Annotated in this window: 17 protein-coding genes and 1 tRNA gene; 7 read left to right on the forward strand and 11 right to left on the reverse strand. The window is 67.5% G+C overall.

Going from position 1 to position 18,503, the window contains the following annotated elements; genetic code table 11:
- Positions 1 to 55 precede the first annotated feature (55 nt).
- From ACRYA2_RS08495 to pepF, 4 genes are all read right to left on the reverse strand, one after another.
- Positions 56 to 1,057, reverse strand: coding sequence for a Cdc6/Cdc18 family protein (locus ACRYA2_RS08495; RefSeq protein WP_433626486.1), 1,002 nt, complete (start codon positions 1,055 to 1,057; stop codon positions 56 to 58).
- Between the two features lie 210 nt (positions 1,058 to 1,267).
- Positions 1,268 to 1,340, reverse strand: a tRNA-His gene (locus ACRYA2_RS08500).
- 107 nt (positions 1,341 to 1,447) lie between these two features.
- Positions 1,448 to 2,104, reverse strand: coding sequence for a DUF8052 family protein (locus ACRYA2_RS08505; protein ID WP_433626488.1), 657 nt, complete (start codon positions 2,102 to 2,104; stop codon positions 1,448 to 1,450).
- A gap of 153 nt (positions 2,105 to 2,257) precedes the next feature.
- Positions 2,258 to 4,048: an oligoendopeptidase F gene (gene pepF, locus ACRYA2_RS08510; RefSeq protein ID WP_433626491.1), complete on the reverse strand. Its 1,791-nt coding sequence runs from the start codon at positions 4,046 to 4,048 to the stop codon at positions 2,258 to 2,260.
- A 265-nt stretch (positions 4,049 to 4,313) separates the two neighbouring features.
- On the opposite strand from pepF, the gene ACRYA2_RS08515 reads away from it, so the two are divergent.
- The gene (locus ACRYA2_RS08515; protein ID WP_433627099.1) at positions 4,314 to 4,697 is read left to right on the forward strand and encodes a DUF5802 family protein; all 384 of its coding nucleotides are present in this window, start codon (positions 4,314 to 4,316) and stop codon (positions 4,695 to 4,697) included.
- 2 nt (positions 4,698 to 4,699) lie between these two features.
- Here ACRYA2_RS08515 and pan2 read toward each other — a convergent pair whose 3' ends face one another.
- From pan2 to ACRYA2_RS08540, 5 genes are all read right to left on the reverse strand, one after another.
- The gene (gene pan2, locus ACRYA2_RS08520) at positions 4,700 to 5,923 is read right to left on the reverse strand and encodes a proteasome-activating nucleotidase Pan2 (protein WP_433626494.1); all 1,224 of its coding nucleotides are present in this window, start codon (positions 5,921 to 5,923) and stop codon (positions 4,700 to 4,702) included.
- Between the two features lie 296 nt (positions 5,924 to 6,219).
- Positions 6,220 to 8,046, reverse strand: coding sequence for an LEA type 2 family protein (locus ACRYA2_RS08525; protein ID WP_433626497.1), 1,827 nt, complete (start codon positions 8,044 to 8,046; stop codon positions 6,220 to 6,222).
- Positions 8,047 to 8,144: 98 nt separating this feature from the next.
- Entirely contained in the window at positions 8,145 to 9,167 is a 1,023-nt protein-coding gene (locus tag ACRYA2_RS08530; protein WP_433626500.1) for an ABC transporter ATP-binding protein, read from the reverse strand.
- Positions 9,164 to 10,219: an ABC transporter permease gene (locus ACRYA2_RS08535; protein WP_433626503.1), complete on the reverse strand. Its 1,056-nt coding sequence runs from the start codon at positions 10,217 to 10,219 to the stop codon at positions 9,164 to 9,166. Before ACRYA2_RS08535 ends, ACRYA2_RS08530 begins: the two co-directional genes overlap by 4 nt.
- A 3-nt stretch (positions 10,220 to 10,222) precedes the next feature.
- A complete protein-coding gene (locus ACRYA2_RS08540) occupies positions 10,223 to 11,272 on the reverse strand; it encodes an extracellular solute-binding protein (protein WP_433626506.1) in 1,050 nt (349 codons plus the stop codon).
- A gap of 65 nt (positions 11,273 to 11,337) precedes the next feature.
- On the opposite strand from ACRYA2_RS08540, the gene ACRYA2_RS08545 reads away from it, so the two are divergent.
- Positions 11,338 to 12,030 (forward strand): TOBE domain-containing protein, encoded by a 693-nt coding sequence (locus ACRYA2_RS08545; protein WP_433626509.1) that lies wholly within the window; start codon positions 11,338 to 11,340, stop codon positions 12,028 to 12,030.
- 9 nt (positions 12,031 to 12,039) lie between these two features.
- Here ACRYA2_RS08545 and ACRYA2_RS08550 read toward each other — a convergent pair whose 3' ends face one another.
- Positions 12,040 to 12,906, reverse strand: a complete 867-nt coding sequence (locus ACRYA2_RS08550; protein ID WP_433626511.1) for a dihydrodipicolinate synthase family protein — start codon at positions 12,904 to 12,906, stop codon at positions 12,040 to 12,042.
- Positions 12,907 to 13,033: 127 nt separating this feature from the next.
- Here ACRYA2_RS08550 and ACRYA2_RS08555 point away from each other — a divergent pair, with 127 nt between their 5' ends.
- The 3 genes from ACRYA2_RS08555 (at position 13,034) to ygfZ (ending at position 15,851) form a co-directional block, all read left to right on the forward strand.
- Positions 13,034 to 14,125, forward strand: coding sequence for a geranylgeranyl reductase family protein (locus ACRYA2_RS08555; RefSeq protein ID WP_433626514.1), 1,092 nt, complete (start codon positions 13,034 to 13,036; stop codon positions 14,123 to 14,125).
- A gap of 99 nt (positions 14,126 to 14,224) precedes the next feature.
- Positions 14,225 to 14,524: a DUF6432 family protein gene (locus ACRYA2_RS08560; protein ID WP_433626516.1), complete on the forward strand. Its 300-nt coding sequence runs from the start codon at positions 14,225 to 14,227 to the stop codon at positions 14,522 to 14,524.
- 205 nt (positions 14,525 to 14,729) lie between these two features.
- Positions 14,730 to 15,851 (forward strand): CAF17-like 4Fe-4S cluster assembly/insertion protein YgfZ, encoded by a 1,122-nt coding sequence (gene ygfZ, locus ACRYA2_RS08565; RefSeq protein ID WP_433626518.1) that lies wholly within the window; start codon positions 14,730 to 14,732, stop codon positions 15,849 to 15,851.
- Positions 15,852 to 15,963: 112 nt separating this feature from the next.
- Here the strand turns inward: ygfZ and glnA are convergent, their stop codons facing one another.
- Entirely contained in the window at positions 15,964 to 17,334 is a 1,371-nt protein-coding gene (gene glnA, locus ACRYA2_RS08570) for a type I glutamate--ammonia ligase (protein ID WP_433626521.1), read from the reverse strand.
- Between the two features lie 124 nt (positions 17,335 to 17,458).
- Between glnA and lrp the strand changes: the two genes are divergently transcribed.
- Both lrp and ACRYA2_RS08580 read left to right on the forward strand, forming a co-directional pair.
- Entirely contained in the window at positions 17,459 to 17,917 is a 459-nt protein-coding gene (gene lrp, locus ACRYA2_RS08575; RefSeq protein WP_113274832.1) for an HTH-type transcriptional regulator Lrp, read from the forward strand.
- A gap of 162 nt (positions 17,918 to 18,079) precedes the next feature.
- On the forward strand, positions 18,080 to 18,412 hold the full coding sequence (locus ACRYA2_RS08580; protein WP_433626524.1) for a winged helix-turn-helix domain-containing protein: 333 nt from the start codon (positions 18,080 to 18,082) through the stop codon (positions 18,410 to 18,412).
- Positions 18,413 to 18,503 lie beyond the last annotated feature (91 nt).

The raw sequence follows: 18,503 nt of genomic DNA on the forward strand, positions 1-18,503 counted from the left end.
CCACATAGGCAAGACTGGGTCGTTTCCGGAGCTTCCGAAACCCGACGCGCGCGGCTCACCGCGCCCGGTACGTGCGTGCCCGGTTCTTCCCGTCGGCGACGACGAGGCGGTAGTGGTCCATCTTCGAGAGGTAGTTCCGGACGGTGCGTTTCGTCTTCGGGTCGTCGACGCGCTCGGCGTAGCGGTCGTACAGTTCCCCGGGGTCGAGTTCGCCCTCGTCCCGCAGGATATCGTAGAGGGCGCGCTGGTGCGGGTTCAGCTGTTCGACGGTCTTCTGGCGGACCTCGTCGCGGCCTTCCGGGACGGCCTCGTGGACGACGTCGGCGGTTATCTCGGCGCGGCCGTCCTGGTCCGCCAGCCTGGCGGCGTTCCTGAGAACGCTGATGGCGATCCGCGCGTCGCCCGCCGCGGCGTCGGCGATGAGGGCGAGTTCCTGCTTTCCGATTGCGCCTTCCGAAAGCCCCCACCGCGCTCGCGCCTGGAGAATCGAGACGAGTTCGTCGAGCGGGTACTTGTCGAACGAGATTCGGACGCAGGTCTGCAGGCGACTCGTGAGGCGGTCGTCGAGCTGCGAGAACAGCTCCTGTTCTCGGTTGGCGATGAGAATCATCGAGATGCGCTGCATCCGGTAGAGGTCGTAGAGCACGCTCTTGTCCTCCAGCTGGTCGACCTCGTCGAGGACGACGACGAACTGCGGCCCGTCGTACTCGCGGAGGCGGTCCAGCAGTTCGTCCTTCGGCGTCGAGCGGCGGTGGACGTCGACGGTGCAGTCGATGCAGTCGAGGATGCGGTAGAGCACCTGGAAGCGCGTGTAGTCCTGCCAGCAGTTGACGTACCGGGTGTTGATGTCGAGGACGTTCTCGCGGAGCCGTTCGACGGTGTACTTCGCGATGCAGGTCTTGCCCGCGCCGGACGGCCCCACCAGCAGCGAGGTCTCGCCCGGCTGACCGTCCATTATCGGCTTGAGCGTGTCGGACAGCCGATTCACCTCGGGGTTACGATGCTCGACCTCGTCGGGGATGAACTGGGGCTGGAGCACGCGAGCATCGCGAATCATCGTCTACCTGTCGTCTTCTGTGTCAGACCCCATAAACGGAAGCGTGTGCGTTCCGATTGTTCCGATAGCGACCGTCGCCCCGACTATCGCGGCAGAGCGCCGTTCACAGCGGCTTCCGCGGAAAACACCGCTGGCGGGGCGTCGCTCGGCAGTCGTTCGCAACCGGCGTCGACGCAACACCGGTCGCTCGCGGTGGAACTTCGGAAGAAGGTCCAGGTGCGAGAATTGAACCCGCGTCCCAGCCTCCACAAGGCTGGAGGATAGTCCACTACCCCAACCCGGACACGCAATTTCCGATTGACCGGTGAGATTGAAATACGTTTCGGAAGCGAGCGTACCTGTGACCGGTTCGCGTGGATACCTGGACGGTATCGGGCCCGCGGAACTCGCTCACGGGCGTAACCGTCCGGCGACGCGAGCCAGGAGCCCGGGACCGTCGGCGTCGACGGAGTTCCAGAGCGCGAACGCTCGGCTCACGTCGGCGTTCGTGCTGGCGACGATTGCCTCGTCGTCGGGCGCGACGACGACGAGGTTGACCTCGTACTGTCCGTAGTAGCCGTACTTCAGCAGCGTCCGGTCGCGGAAGCCGTCGACGAACTCGCGGACCGCTTCCGGAAGCGACGGCGCGACGAGCGCGAACGTGAACTCGGTGCCGTAATGCTTCTCGCTGGGTTCGATCCACTCCTCGGCGAGGTCGTGGCCCAGGTCCACGAGCGACCGGAGGTCGGCGACGCCCACTGCGTCGACGCGCCGGACGAACAGGTGCTCTTCGGCGCTGTGGTTCGCGTAGTTGAGCGCCCGGTGGAGGAACTGCTTCTGGTTCTCCATCACCAGTCGACCGTACAGGTCGAACGACTCGCCCCGGACCCGGACGTCCTTCTCGAGGTCGTAGTTCGTCAGCAGTCGGTCGCTCACCCGGTCCACGTACTCGTCGTCCCAGTCCGGCACGTCGGTCGGGTCGTCCCGCTCGGGAACGTCGACCGGGCCGGACCGCTCGGCCTCCCCGTCGACGCGCGTCCGGTCCGGGCCGTCGGTCGCGCCAGTCATGGGTCCCCCGGTCGTCGTTCGGCGCGGCGCGGCGCGAGCGACGCCCGGCCTCCCTGCGGCGAGATGACGGAACACATGCTCGACAGGTGGTCGGGGCGCGATAAATAATCGTCGCCGACGCGCCCCGGAGGTCGGCCGCGGGTCCGTGACCTCTCAGACGAGGTCGGCCATCTCGTCCAGGTGGTCGTCGTACACGTCGAGCGCGCGCTGGATGGGTTCGGGCGAGAACATGTCGACGCCGGCGGTCTCCAGCAGTTCGAGGGGATACTCGCGGGACCCGCTGCGAAGGAACTCCAGATAGCGCTCGGCGGCGGGTTCGCCTTCCTCGATTATCTGGTCGGCGAGCGCCACGGCGGCGCTGATACCGGTGCTGTACTGGTAGACGTAGTACGCGCGGTAGAAGTGGGGGATGCGCATCCACTCGCGCTCGATGCGGTCGTCGACGACCGCGGGTTCGTAGAACTCCCGCTTGAGGTTCCCGTAGATGTCGTCCAGTCGGTCGGGCGTCAGCGCCTCGTTGTCCTCGACGACGCGGTGGGCCCGGTGTTCGAAGTCGGCGAAGAGGGTCTGGCGGTACAACGTCGAGCGGAACCGTTCGAGGTACTCGTTGAGCACGTGGCGGCGGAACTCGGGGTCGTCGACGGTCTCGAGCAGGTGGTGGGTGAGCAGCGCCTCGTTGACCGTGCTGGCGACCTCGGCGACGAATATCTCGTAGCTACTGTAGGCGTACGGCTGGGTCTCGCTGGTGAGCTGGGAGTGAAGCGAGTGGCCGAGTTCGTGAGCCAGAGTGTACATCGAGGCGATGTCGTCCTGGTAGTTCATCAGGATGAACGGCTGCGTGTCGTAGGCACCGCCGCTGTACGCGCCCGACTGCTTGTCCTGGGTCTCGTACACGTCGATCCAGCGCGACTCGATGCCCTCCGCGATCCGGGACTGGTAGTCGTCGCCCAGCGCGGCGACCGCCTCGGTGACGTACTCCGCGGCCTGATCGTACTCCAGGTCGGGACTCTCGGATTCGGTCATCGGCATGTAGAGGTCCCACATCCGGAGTTCGTCGACGCCGAGCGACTCGCGCTTGAGTTCGGCGTGGCGGTGGAGTTTGTCGAGGTTGTCCCGGACGGTGTCGAGCAGGTTGTCGTACACCTCCACGGGGACGTTCGGGCCGTCCATCGCCGCCTCGCGGGCGGTGTCGTAGTTCCGGGCGCGGGCGAGTTTCACGTCGGCCTTGACGCTGTTCTTGTACGCCGCGCCGACGGAGTTGCGCACCTCGCTCCACTCGTCGAAGTACCCCTCGTACACGTCGCGGCGGAACTCCCGGTCCGGCCGCTTGAGCAGGTTCGTGAAGTTGCTCTGGGTTATCTCGACCGCCTCGCCGTCGGGGTCCTCCACGGTCGGGAACTCCATGTCGGCGTTCGACAGCAGGTTGTAGATTTCGCCGGACGCGCCGGTCACCTCGCCGAGTTCCGCGAGCAGGTTCTCGACCTCTGCGGAGCGGGTGTGCTCTTTCATCCGCATCACGTCGTCGAGGTAGTGCTCGTACTGCTCCAGCTCCTCCGTCTCGTCGACCATCCGGTCGAGTTCGTCGCGGTCCAGCGATTGAATCTCGGGCTCGACGAAGCTCGTCGCGCTCTGGGCGCGGGAGGCGAGCGACTGGGCGCGGGAGGCGAGCGCCTGGTACTCCTGGTCGGAGGTGTCCTCGTCGCTGCGCATGCGGGCGTAGGAGACGACCTGCTCGACCTCCCGACCGAGTTCGTCCGAGAGCTGCAGGACTTCCAGCAGCGTCTCGCCGTCTTCGGTCGCTCGTCCCTCGTACGCCTCGACGTCTTCCAGCCGGTCCTCGACGGCCTCGTAGGCGTCCTCCCAGTCGTCGTCGGTCGCGTAGATGCTCTCCAGGTCCCACTTGTACTGCGATTCGACGTCGCTCCGTTCGGGGACAGAACTCATACCACGACCGTAAGGACAGCCACGCCGTAAGCGTTGGTATTTCGGAAGCTTCTCGCGGCCCGCCAGCACCGCTCGACGCCGTCAGCGCGTCGGTCGGTCGTCGGTCTCGCCCTCCTCGATGGCCGACCGGTTTTCCTCCCGACCGCCGACCTGCTTTCCCTCTCTGCCGCCCGGAACGAAGGTATTATGACGTGGCATTGCAGTTCGTTATAAATTCTTTGCGTAATGCTTATATGTCTCTCTCACTGTAAGTGGTATGATAACGATGTTCGCGGAATTCTCGAGCGGCTACTACCTCGGACGGCTGTACGTCGAGCCACACGACGGCGAGCGTGCGGTCATGCGGCGCAACCAGCACGAACGCGTCAACCGGGAACTGTACAACAGCGGCGAAGGAATCGAGCGTCTCGACTCCCCGCTCGTGATGAAACTCGGCCGGAAACATCTCTCCGTCCACGGCGACGACGGCGTCCCCGAGGGGACCCTGGCGATTCCCGACGACCTGCTCGAGGGGACGTCCGTCGAGAACCCCCCGGAGCTAACCGAGGTCCTGCTGGCGAAGGCCGACCGTGCCGCACAGATACTACAGTATCAGGACGAACTCCCCGGCTTCGGGACCGGCGGTCGGGACGGAAGAACTCCCTTCTAGAATCAGTGGGCGTAGCGGAGGACGCCCGAGAGACCGTCGTCGCCGTCCTCCATCTTGTCGAGAGCGTCCTCGAAGTCGGCGCGTCTCACCTCGGTCCGGCCGTCGCGGATGGCGAACATGCCGGCCTCGGTCGTCAGGCTCTCTATCTCCGCGCCGCTGAAGCCGTCGACCTCGCTGGCGAGCTGGGCGTAGTCCACGTCGTCGGCGACGTTCATGTCGCGGGTGTGGATTTCGAGGATGCGCTCGCGGCCCTCCTCGTTGGGGTTGGGCACTTCGATGAGGCGGTCGAAGCGGCCGGGGCGGAGGATGGCGCGGTCGAGCATGTCGAAGCGGTTGGTAGCGGCGATGATGCGGATTTCGCCGCGGTCCTCGAAGCCGTCCATCTCGCTGAGCAGTTGCATCATCGTGCGCTGGACCTCCGCGTCGCCCGACGTCTTCGAGTCGGTCCGCTTGGAGGCGACGGCGTCTATCTCGTCGATGAAGATGACCGCGGGCTCGCGCTCGGCGGCGAGTTCGAACAGGTCGCGCACCAGCCGCGCACCCTCGCCGATGAACTTCTGGACGAGTTCGGAGCCGGCCATCTTGATGAAGGTGGCGTCGGTCTGGTTGGCGACAGCCTTCGCCAGCATCGTCTTGCCCGTGCCGGGCGGACCGTACAGCAGCACGCCGCTCGGCGGTTCGACGCCGGTCTTCTCGAACTGTTCGGGGTTCACGAGCGGCTGTTCGACCGCCTCGCGAACCTCTCGAATCTGCTCGTCGATACCGCCGATGTCCTCGTAGGTCACCGCGGGCGAGGCGTCGACCTCCATCGCCTGCGCGCGGGCGTCGGTTTCCGCGTCCAGGATGGTCTCGATGGTGAACGAGTCGTTGACCGCGACGCGGTCGCCTGCGTCGAGCTTCTCGCGGAACTGGGCCGAGACCTCCGTCAGCACCTCCTGGTTGTTACCGTGCTGTTTGATGACGACGCCGTCGTCGGTGATGTCCTCGACGGTGGCGACGTACAGCGAGGTGGTCTTCAGCGTCTCGTTCTCTCGTTCGAGTCGGTCGACCTGTTCGGCGAGGTCCTCTCGACGCTCGGCCGCAGCGTCGACGCGCTCGCTCAGTTTCTCGTTGACCTGGACGATGTCCGCGTAGTGCTCGCGAAGCGCGGCCAGCCGCTCCGCATCGGACATCTCCGGGTCTATCTCCAGTGTCGGCCGGTCGGGAACCGATGGGCTACGCGACATTTCTTGTTCATTCGTATGTCGCCACATTAAAAGTGCCTTTGGGTCGCGGCGGACGTGTCGGCTGTCGCAACCGGTCGACGATTTCGCCGATGTCGGTCGATTCGGGGCCTCGACGGCGGTATTTTCGACTCCCAATCGAGTGAATTTGTCCGCTGACTGGTGGTGAGTCGGCGCCCTCGCTGTCTTTTACTTGTCGGCCGGCATCGAGAGTGCGTGACGATTCGACGCCGGCCGTCTCGACTCCCGTCGACCGACGAGTCGTGGAACGGCGGTCCGTCGAGAACGGCGTCGCCGGTTCAGCTCTCGTCGTCGCCGAGGACGTCGGTCGTCACGGTCTTCTCGTAGTTGAGCGCGTCGAGCGCTATCTTCTGGGTGTGCCCGCGGTACTCGACGACGACGTAGTACGACACCTTCATCTGGCTACGCTCGCCGCGCCGGATGTGGGTCTTCCACCACTCGCCGAGTTGCGAGTTGTCGAGGGTCATCTCGTCGGCGACGGTGCGGGTGGAGTACGGTGCGACCGCGACGGACTTGGCCTTCGACTCGTCGGCGAGGACGACGCCGTTCATCGTCACGCGGTAGCCGACCTCGGTGATGTGGATGGGCTCACCGCGCTCGTTCTCGATGGTCGCGGCGGTGTCGATGGGCGTCTCCGGCATCGTCGCCTCGCCCCACTCGGCGCTCATGTCCGAGACGCGTCCGACGCGTCGTCCCTCGACGGCGAGCGTCTGGGCCGACGTGTTGTCGACCGGACCGAGCATGTCGGTGGTGAAGCGACCGCGCTCCGCGGGGCGGTCGAGCGGGAGCCGGGCGAACCCGGTGTCGATGGTCACGTCGCGGTCGACGACGCGCCGGCTCTCCTCGCCGTTGTTGACGTGGCTGACCCACCACGACTGCACCTCGCGGTCGGTGATGGCCGCGGAGAACGCGAGTTCGTTCCGACCGGGCGCGACGTGGCGAGACACCGTCTCGTTCGCCAGGGACACGTCGTTCATCAGCACGGAGTAGCGGGTTTCGAACGAGAGGTCGTCGGCGAACGCGGCGTCGGCACCGTTGGGGTTCTCGACGACCGCGGTCGTCCGGACGCGGGTGTCGCCCTGGTCGGGGACGACCCACTCGCTGTCGACATCGCCGACCGACGGCGCCTCGAACGCCGCCTCGCCGGGGCGCTCGACGGTCTTCGTCGTCGACTCCCCGTCGCCGAGCATGTCGGTCGTGAAGACGACGCGCTCGCTCAGGAAGGACAGCGGGACGCGTTCGGTCTCGCCGTCTTCCTCCATCAGCGCGTAGAACTGCACGTCCATCGTCGTCTTCTCGTCGTTCCGGACGTGGCTGGTCCACCACTGCGGGAGCTTCGAGTTGTCCATCGCCGAGTCGATGTCGATGGTCGTCGTCTCGCCCGCGCCGATGCGGACCTCGCCGTCCGTCGTCCCCTGGGCGACCTCCACGTCGTTCATCGTGATGCTGTAGCCGAGTTTCGAGAACACGACCGTGCCGTTACCGGGGTTCTGCACCGTCGCGGCGAACCGGATGGGCGTCTCCTCCGTCGTCGCCTCGCCCCACGAGGCGTCCGTCTTCGTCGCCTTCAGGACGGTCCGGTTGTCGACCGTCAGCGCTCGCGTCTCGTCCTCGTCGAACGCCGAGAGGATGTCGGTGCTGAACGTGCGCTTCTGGGCGGGTAGCGACTCGGTGAAGAACGGGACGCCGACGCTCGGCGTCACCGTCATCGTCGTCTGCTCGCCGCCGTTGACGTGCGTCGCCCACCAGTTCGGTATCTTCTCGTTGTCTATCTTCGCCGACAGCGAGACGGTCGAGCGCCCCGTTCCGAGGCCGACTCCGCTCTCTTCGCCCTCGCCGACGGTCACGCCGTTCATGCCTATCTCGTACCCCATGTCGACCACGGGAGGGACGCCGACCGGGTTCGGGTTGTTCACGACGACGTTCGTCCGTATCTCGGTCGACTCCTCGCTCACCGTTCCCCACTCGCTGCTGGTCGATTCGACCGTCGGCTGGGCGACCGAGACGAGTCCCGACGTGAGCGCCACGCCGAGTCCCCCGGCGGTGACGACGAGCACCGACAGGACGGCTACCGCGACCTTGCCGAGCAAACTATTCGGCCGCACGGATAACAACACCTACTGACAGGTGCGAAAGACGGTAGTTCATGCGTGGGCTCTTGCGAAGCCGACGGTAAGAATCTTTACCTGGAGAGTTCCATCAGCTATCTGATGGCATGCGTTCGACCGTCCCGGAACGCGACTCCGACCTCGTCGCCGACGGCCGGCGAACCGCCGGGCGCGACGGTCGGGTCGTCCCCGTCCGGCGTCGGGCGTTCACGGGAGGCGACCGCTCCGTCGGCGTACGCGTCGAACCGACGCCCGCCGACCGAGAGCGCGACCCGTCGACGACCGTCCTCGGGGAACACGCGTTCGACCCGGACGCGGAAGTCGGGGTCGGACGGGTCGAGTTCCACGTACTCGGGTCGGACCGCGAGGTACTCCCCGTCGGCCGTGACCGGCGTTCCGGGGAGCCTGCCGTCCTCCAGTTCGAGGCAGTTCGCCCCCGTGAACCGTGCGACGAACGGACTCGCCGGCCGTTCGAAGATGGCGTCCGGTGAGTCGACCTGGACGATGTCGCCGTCGTCGATGACCGCGATGCGGTCGGCGAGCATCCGGGCCGTCGTCCGGTCGTGCGTGACGTACACTGCGGTCTCGTCGGCGAGCACGTCCGCGAGGTCCTCGCGCAGCGACTGGCGGGTCGGCACGTCCAGCGCCGAGAGGGGTTCGTCCAGCAGGAACGCGTCCGGCCGGACGAGCAGCGCACGCGCCAGCGCGACCCGCTGGCGCTCGCCCCCGGAGAGGGTCGGCGGGTAGCGGTCCGCGAGGTCCGCGACGCCGAGCGCGTCGAGCAGGCCCGCCGGGTCCCGGGTATCGTCGTGGTACCGCCGTCCGAAGGCGACGTTCTCGCGCACGGAGAGGTGGGGGAACAGCGCGTAGTCCTGGAAGACGAACCCGAGGTCGCGCTCCTCCGGGGCCAGCCCCGACAGCTCCCGGCCGGCCAGCGTCACCGTCCCGTCGTGGTCGTGGAACCCCGCCACTGTCTCCAGCAGGAGCGTCTTCCCGCTCCCGCTCGGTCCCAGGACGGCGAGCGTCTCGCCCGCCGGCACCCGGAGGTCGGCGCGCACGTCGAACCGTTCGGCCCCCTCGGCGGTGAACGTCGCCGACACCTCGACGTCGAGGCTCACGGCCACCCCCCGTCGTCGTAGGCCAGCGAGCGGACGACCAGGAAGATGGCGACCGAGAGCGCGAGCAGCAGCGTCGCCACCGCGCCGGCCTCGTCGAGTCCGCCTGTGGTGTACTCCCTGAAGATGAACACGGGTGCGTGCTGGGTCTCCGCCTTCTCTCCGAACAGCGGCGGGTAGACCACGTCGACGTTGTACGCGACGATGGCGACCGCGCCGAACTCCGAGACGGCCCGCGCCCACGCCAGCACGCCGCCGGTGAGTACGCCCCGGACCGACAGCGGTGCAGTCACGCGCCGGAATGTCTCCCACCGATTCGCGCCGAGGGTCCGAGCCGCGTACTGAAGCCGCGAGTCGACGGCCTCGAACCCCTCGCGGGCGGCGTTGACCGCGAACGGCGCGCTCACGAACGTCATCGCCAGCACCATCCCGGTCATCGTCCCGAGCACCGAGAAGTCGTAGCGAAAGCCGCCGAACAACGGCACGTCGAAGAGGAGACCGAACGCGGCGAACTCGCCGGGAATCGTCACTGCGAGCCAGTCGAACGTGCCGTCGCCGCTGTACGCGAAGAGGACGGCGAGTCCGGCGACGCTGTGCGGGACGACCAGCGGCAGGTCGACGAGGCTCTCGACGAGCGCCTGCCCGGGGAAGCCCCGCGCGAGCACCAGCGCCAGCGGCACGCCGAGCGCGACCGACAGCAGCGCCGCGAGCATCGGCGCGTACACGGAGACGTACAGCGCGCGGTGTACCGCGGGGTCGGTCGCCTTCTCGACGACGATACCCGGGTCCTGACTCGCGACCAGCATCAGCAGCGGGAGCGCGAGTAACACGAGCAGGACGCTTCCGAGCGTGGCCGCGGCGACGCCGAACGTCCCGCGGTCGCGGTAGTGGGCGACCGCGCCGGTGCTCGCCACGGCGAAGAGCGCGTACGCACCCGGAAGGTCGACGCCGAAGGCGAACGCGAACGCGAGCAGTTGCACCGTGACGAACGCGAGCACCGTCGTCCCCGTTCCGAGCGCGACGGCGGGACTGCCGCGGGTCGTCTCTGTACTCACGGCTTAGACCTTCATCGGACCGAGCGAGGACTTTTCTTTCGCGTGGTTCGCCACGCGCTCCGGCACCGCGTCGGTCGCCGCCGTCACCGCCGGTTCGACGGGCTGGAGTCCCTTGCTCTTCAGTATCTTCCGACCGGGCTCGGTTATCATGTACTCGACCCACTTCGCGCCGAGGTCGGGCGCTTCCGCGTTGCCCGGGACGGTGACGCCGTAGGCGATGGGCGCGCCCGTGAACGTCTCCCCGTCGGTCGTCACCTTCGCCTTCGCGTAGTGCTTCGCGTACCTCTCTGTCGCCCTGGAGAGGTCGACCTCCGGCTGGAGTTCGACGTAGGGGAGGTCGGTGGAGGTGCTGATCGACTGGTAGTAGAAGGCGTAGTCGAGCGCGCCGGCCTCCAGTTGGCCTTCGAGGTTCGTCTCGGTCCCGGTCGGCACCGTCGAGTTGTCACGGAGCTTCCGGTAGGTCGACTCGTCGTAGAGGCGGCTCCCGTCGAACTCCTCCGTGCCGAGTTGCATCGTCATCACCGCCCGGTAGCCGCCAGGGTCGATGGCGGGGTCGCTGTGCCCGACGGTGACGTCGTCGCGCGACAGGACCTCCCACCAGTTGTCCGTCGAGATGTCGTCGGCGCCGGGCGAGTCCTCGCGGTACTGGATGGACATCGCGTTCGTGGCGAAGATGGCGTACCAGTCGCCGTGCTTCGGCAGGAGGCGGTCCCGGATGAGCCGGAAGTCGGAGACGCCGAGCACGTCGGCGCTCCGACCCTGTTCGGTTATCTTCTTCGTCGAGGCGACCGACCCCTTCGCCTCGCGGCTCACCGAGACGCCGTACTTCTCCTCGAACTTCGGTTCGGCGGCGCCGAACGGCGGTTCGAGGCTGCCCGCGTGGAAGACGGTCATCGAGTCCGCGCCCGACGACCCTCCATCCGTCGTGTCGGTTCCGCCGTCCGTCGTGTCGTCCCCGCCGCCGTCCTGGCTGCTGACGCAGCCGGCAAGACCGACCGCTCCCAGCGAGCCGACGCCCGCAAGGAACCGTCGGCGAGTGCGTTGTTCCCTCATCGATACAACGACGTTCTCCCGCACGGGACATAACGGTTTTGCCGACGCGGGTTCGACGCGGTAGCATGGACGCCGGGTTCGACGCGCACCTCCGCGCCGACGGAGTGGCGTTCGACGCCGACGACGCGGCCCTCCTCTCGGCCGTCGCCGAGTCCGGGTCGCTCAACCGCGCCGCCGAGTCGCTCGGTCGGTCGTACTCCCGGGCACACGCCCGCCTCACCGACCTCGAAGACGCCTTCGGTCCGCTCGTCGAGCGCCAGCGCGGCGGCTCCGGGGGCGGCGGCAGCGAACTGACCGACCGCGCCGAGGAACTGCTCGCGCGCTTCGACCGCCTGCGCGCGGAGTTCACGGGGACGGCGGAGGTCGAAGAGACGGTCCTGACCGGCCGCGTCGTCGGTCGCGAGGGGGAACTCGCCACCGTCGAGACGCCGGCCGGTCGCGTCCGCGCGCTCGCCGGCGACGCCGCCGTCCCGGAGGCCGACGCCGTGCAGGTGAGCGTCCGTGCCGACGCCGTGACGCTGCACGCCCCCGCCGACGCCCCGGCGACCGACGCGACCAGCGCCCGCAACCGGTTCGCCGGCGAGGTCGCGAGCGTCGAGCGCGGCGAGGCCGTCGCGCGCGTGGTCGTCGACGTGGACGCGGACGCTCCGCTGGCGGCGCTGGTGACGATGGATAGCGTCGAGAAACTGGCCTTGCGGCCCGGCGTGAGGGTGGTCGCGTCGTTCAAGGCGACCGCGACGCGCGCGACGCCGGAGTAGACCGCGGGGTTACACTCGCGCGCTCTCGACCAGTTCGGCCAGTTCCTCGCGCACGTCGTCGTCGACCGGTCGGTGCGGTTTCCGCGCGTAGCCCGCCGGCGCTCCCCGCTCGCGCATCGCCGCCTTCGCACCGGGAACGCTGTACCTCGACGTGATGGCGTGGTTCAACTCGACCAGTCGGGCGTTCAACTGGCGCGCCTCGTCGTCCTGGCCCGCTCGCCGGAGCCGGAATATCTCGTCGGCGCGCTCGGGCGCGACGTTCGCCAGCGCGAGCACGCCGCCGTCGGCCCCCGCGTCGAGGCCGGCGGCGTAGACGCTCCCGCTGCCGACGAGCAGGTCGAAGTCGACGTTCGCCATGCGAGCGCGCTCGCGCTGGAGCCGTTCGAGGTCGCCGCTGGAGTCTTTCATCCCCGCGACGTTGTCGTGGTCCGCGAGGTCCGCGACCGTCGCGGCGTCGAGCGCGACCCCGGTGAACGCCGGGACGCTGTAGAGGTACACCGGAACCGGACTCTCGTCGGCCACCTCGCGGTAGTAGTCGACGAGCGCGTCCGGAGCGTGGTTGTAATAGAACGGCGTCACCACGAGCGCCGCGTCCGCCCCCGCGTCGGCCGCGCGCTCGGTCGCCCGGAGCGTCTCCCGCAGGCCGGGGTGGCCCGTCCCGGCGAGCACCGGCACGTCCGCCGTCTCGGCGACGATTTCGACGACCCGGGCGCGCTCGTCGGCGCTCATCAGTTCGGCCTCGCTGTTCGACCCGCAGGGGACGAGGAAGTCGACGCCGCGCTCCTCGACCCACGCCACCAGTTCGCGCAGTTTCGCCTCCGCCAGGTCGCCGTCCTCGTCGAACGGCGTCACCAGCGGTACGCCGGTTCCGTCCATGTCCGAACCCACACGTGGCGGCGCCTTGAATCGAAGGGATGGGGCAGACGACTCTCGCCGCGCGGGTCGACCGGCGTCTCGCCGCGAGAGAGAAGGTATTTGACGCCCGGACCAGTACGCGACGATGATGTACGATTTCCTCGTCGTCGGGGCGGGACCGGCCGGTTCGCGGTTCGCGCGCCGGGCCGCCGAGGCCGGTCACGACGTGCTCGTGCTGGAACGGGGTGAGGTCGGCGAGCCACTGGCCTGTTCGGGCCACGTCAGCACCGACGTCTGGGAGTTCACGCCGCCGGACGCTCGCGAGGAACTGCTCCAGAACGAGGTGTACGGCGCGCGGTTCCACGTCGGCGGTCCCGGGAGCGACGACCATCCGTTCTACAAGGACGAGGTCGTCTCGAACGTCATCGACCGCGTGGGCCTGGACCGCACGCTCGCCGACGCGGCCCGCGACGCCGGGGCCGACCTCCGGGAGAACCACAGCGTCTCCACCGTCGACGAGCACGGCGACCGCGTGGACGTGACGGCGTCCACGCCGGACGGCACCGAGGAGTTCAGCGCGAAGATGGTCGTGGGCTGTGACGGTCCCGTCTCGCGGGTCCGGCGCGAACTGGGGCTACCGGAACCGGGCGAGAAGCTCCAGGGCGTGCTGGGGTTCGCCGAAGAGGCGGACCCGGGCGACTTCGTGGACGTGCACCTCACCGCACCGCGGTTCTTCGCGTGGCGCATCCCGCGCGGCGACGCCGGCGTGGAGTACGGCCTGGCCGCACCGCCGGGGAGCGACCCCTCCGCCCGCGAACTGTTCGAGCGGTTCACCGCTGAGTACGACGTGGAGACGAGCGACTTCTGTGCCGGCATGATTCCCATCGGACCGCCGCGGTCGGTGACCGCCCACCGCGGATTCCTGCTCGGCGACGCCGCCGCGCAGACGAAGCCGTTCACCGGCGGCGGCATCCTCTACGGCATGACGGCCGCGGACCACGCGGTCCGGACCGTCGACCCCGACGACCCCGCCACGCTGGCCGACTACGAGGACGCGTGGCGGTCGGACCTGAAGAGCGAGATTCGCCTGGGACACCTGGTCCGGCGGGCGTACTCGCTGCCGGAACCGGTCCAGACCACGGGGCTGCGGGCGCTCTCGGGCGAAATCGCGGTCCACATGGACCGCCCGACGTCGTTCTTCTCGCCCGAGCACCTCAAGACGCTGCTCTCGCGGACGTGAGCGCCCGGCGGAACGCCCGCCGTCGGGAGTCCAGGCGGCGTGTCGGACGGAGAGAGCTATGCAGGTAAGGCTAAAACCCGGGGTGACATAGGGACGGATATGAAGGCCAAGCGGGAGTATCGACGCCGCGCGGACGTCGAGGTCGAGATCCTCGACGCCCTCGTCGACCGGAGCGAGGAGGGGATGACGGTCTTCGAACTCCGGTCGCACGTCGAGGTCGACATCGACGAGATAGAGGGCGCGCTGGGCAACTTAAAGGAGGACGACCTCATCTGCGCCGAGATGAAGGACGGCCGCACCCTCATCAAGCCCGACGAGCGCGTCGTCCCCGACCCGGAGGAGGAAACCGGGGAGGAGCCGTCCATCGTCGACCGCATCATCGACCGACTGCCGCTGTAGTGACCCGTCCGCGAACCGCCGCTCCGACGACCCCTGCCGTCCCCGCGTCCCACCGAGGGCGGCCTCCGAAGGGGCCCTCCCCGTCCTCGTTCCTCTTCGTCACGTCCTCGGCCGTCTCCGCGACGTCCGAGCGCCCCGTCCGCGCCGCGGTCGGTCCGTCGCGCCGTAGAATCACGCTTTTACCCCCACGGAACCGAGTACGACCGTGACTCTGCTCGAAGACATCCACGCCGACCACGGGGCCGAGTTCGACTCGGTCGGCGGGCGGCGGGTTCCGCGCGACTACGGTCGACCCGAACGCACCCACCGCGCGGTCCGGAACGGCGTCGGCCTCACGGAGATGCCGTACGGCGTCGTGGTCGTCGCGGGCGACGACCGTATCGAGTACGTGAACAACGTCGTCTCGAACGAGGTTCCCAGGGAGGACGGCGAGGGCCGGTACGCGCTGTTGCTCGACCCGCAGGGCCGCGTCGAGACGGACATGTACGTCTACTGTGCGGGCGACCGCCTCCTGCTCTTCGTCCCGCCCGGGGAGGCCACCTCGCTCGCGGAGACGTGGCGCGAGAAGGTGTTCATCCAGGACGTCGACATCTCGGTCGCGACCGACGATTTCGGCGTCTTCGGCGTCCACGGGCCGAAGGCGACGGAGAAGGTGGCGAGCGTACTCAATTCCGCCAGCACGCCCGACGAACACCTCTCCTTCGCCCGCGGGAAGATAGCGGACGTGGGCGTCACCGTCGTCCGTACCGACGCCCCGACCGGCGAAGAGGGGTACGAGATCGTCTGTACGACGGGCGAGACGGAGGACGAGACCGGGACGTCGCGGTCGAACGTCCGACTCGTCTTCGACACGCTCCTCACGCGCGGACTGAACGCCGTCCCGTTCGGCCGCCGGACGTGGGAGTCGCTGACCCTGGAAGCGGGGACGCCGCTGTTCGAGTTCGAACTCGCCGACGAGCTGCCGAATGACCTCGGCCTGCGCAACGCCCTGGACTTCGAGAAGGGCTGTTACGTCGGCCAGGAGGTCGTCTCCCGCATCGAGAACCGCGGTCAGCCGAGCCAGCGACTCGCCGGCCTCCTGCCGGAGTCGGTGCCGGACCGCGGTGCGGCCGTCTTCGCCGGCGACGAGGCCGTCGGCGAGGTGACCCGCGCGGTCGAGAGTCCGATGCGCGACGAACCCGTCGCCCTGGCGTTCGTGGACTTCGACGTGACTCCCGAAACGGACGTGACCGTTCGCGTCGACGGCGAAGAACGGCCCGCCGAGGTCGCCGCCCTCCCGTTCGTCGAGGGGAGCGACCGCTCGGGGCGCGTGCCGCGCTACGAGTAACCGTCGAAAACGCGCTGGGCGACCGGCCGGCGCGTTCACGACGGCGCGTACGACGGGGCAGGAGAACCGCGAGAGAAAGAGAGCGCCGAAAGACCTGTCGACCGCGCGTCGGTCAGAACTTCTCGAGGTACTTCTCCTTCTCCCACGGGGAGACGTGGGTGCGGTAGTCGGCCCAGTCGGCGCGCTTGGCCTTCACGAACTTCTCGGTGACGTGCTCGCCGAGGCCCTCGCGGACGACCTCGTCCTCTTCGAGCGCGTCGACGGCGTGACCGAGGCTGTCCGGCAGGGTGGTGATGCCGTAGTCGTCGAGTTTGGCCTCGTCGAACTCGTAGATGTCCTCGCGGACGGGGTCGCCGGGGTCGATCTCGTTCTCCATGCCGTCAAGGCCGGCCTGGATGATGGCCGCCAGCGCGAGGTAGGGGTTACACGAGGGGTCGGGGCTGCGAATCTCGAAGCGCGAACTCGTGCCCGCGGCGTCGGGGACGCGGATGAGCGCCGAGCGGTTCACGTCGCTCCACGCGACGTACACCGGCGCTTCGTAGCCGGGAACGAGGCGCTTGTAGGAGTTGACGGTCGGGTTTGTGACCGCGGTGAACGCCTGGGCGTGTTCGAGGATGCCGCCCATGAAGTGGTACGCCGTCTCGCTGAGGTTGAACTCGTCGTCGTCGTCGGCGAAGGCGTTACCCTCGTCGTCGAAGAGGCTGATGTGGCTGTGCATGCCCGAACCGTTTATCTCGCCGATAGGCTTGGGCATGAAGGTCGCGTGGATGTCGTTCTGTTCGGCGACGGCGCGGACGACGGCGCGGAACGTGGCGATGTTGTCGGCGGCCGAGAGCGCATCGTCGTACTTGAAGTTGATCTCGTGCTGGCCGTCGGCGACCTCGTGGTGGCTGGCCTCTATCTCGAAGCCCATCTCTTCGAGCGTGAAGATGATCTCGCGGCGCACGTCCGACGCGAGGTCCTTCGGCGCGAGGTCGAAGTAGCCGCCCGTGTCGTGGGGGTCTGTCGTCGCGTTCCCCTCCTCGTCCTTCTCGAAGAGGAAGAACTCGGGTTCGGGGCCGATGCTGACGGTGTACCCCATCTCCTCGACGTCGGCGAGGACGCTCTTCAACACCTGGCGGGGGCCGCCCGCGAACGGCGTCCCGTCGGTGTTGACCACGTCGCAGATAAGGCGCGCGCTCGCGGTGTCGCCGTCCGAGCGCCACGGGAGAACGGTGAACGTGGACGGGTCCGGTTCGAGACGCATGTCGCTCTCCTGGATGCGGACGAAGCCCTCGATGCTGGACCCGTCGAACCAGATGCCCTCGTCGAACGCCTTCTCGACCTGGTGAGCGGGGACGCTGACGTTCTTCACGGTCCCCGTGATGTCGGTGAACTGGAGGCGGACGAAATCGACGTTTTCGCTCTCTATCTCGTCGAGCACTTCCTGTTCTTCACTCGATAGCCCCTCTTCTTTGGTAGTGGCAATATTTCCGTCTGTCATCCTTATCTACAGCCAACGCAAATACATCCACCATTAAAACGGTACCGGTTGGGCAATTGTGCAATAAGCTCCCAGAATTGGATATTCGTTAAATTCTAAAGGGTGGAGTGGATTGGTGAGTGTAATGACGTACGAAAATCTCGATGCGAAACTGGTCAACGAACTGCTCGGCGACGGACGCGCGAGCCTGCGAAGCCTCGCGGAAGAGCTCGACGTCTCGGTGACGACCGTCTCGAACCACCTGAACGACCTCGAAGAGCAGGGAGTTATCCAGGGGTACACGCCGAAGGTCGACTACGACGAACTCGGATACGACGTGACCGCGGTCGTCCAGCTGAAGGTCGAGGGGAACGCGCTCCCCGAGGTGACCGACCGGCTCCGCGACCACGACCAGATGATAAGCGTCTACGAGGTGACGGGCGACTACGACATCATCGCAATCGGGAAGTTCACCGACACGGACGGGATGAACGAACAGATCAAGCAGCTGCTCGTCGACCCCGACGTGAAAGAGAGCAACACCAGCGTCGTCCTGAACGCCGCCAGCGAGCACGAGCAGTTCGACCTGAAACTCGAAGAGTAGACCGCTCGCGGTTTCGCGCGGCGTCTATTCCTCCCCGAACCATCATAAAAATTCTTTACTAGCCCGTTAAACTTAATATACGAGGATCTGAACACAGAATCGAGCGGACCGCGGCGCGCTCGTGCCACCATCCGAGTTCCGGATCGGTCTGCCAGCACACACATGTCAGAGAACTCCGAACCCGTCGGGACGCCGGTACCGTCCGTCCTCTTCTCGACGCTGGCCAGTCCTCGTCGACGGCACGTCCTCAGACAGTTACTGGAGCGCGACGCTTCCGTCTCGCTGACGCGACTCGCCCGGAACGTCGCCGCAAGCGAAGACGACGTCGAACGCGTGTACGCGGAACTGCACCACAGACACGTCCCGAAACTGGTCGACGCGGGCCTCGTCACCCGCGAGCAAGGTGGCGACGCGGTCACCCTCACTGACGGCGGGGGCGTCGTCGAACCGTACCTCGAACTCGCGACGCGTTTGGCAAACGTTCCGGAAGCGTAGTTCGGTCCGGGTTCGACGCGTCGCTGGTGGTCGAAGAAAAATCGAGAATCCGTCGTAGTACGTCTGCGTCGTGAGACGGAGAGCGGTTCGT

It is taken from the genome of Halomicrococcus pelagicus (genome assembly GCF_050954125.1).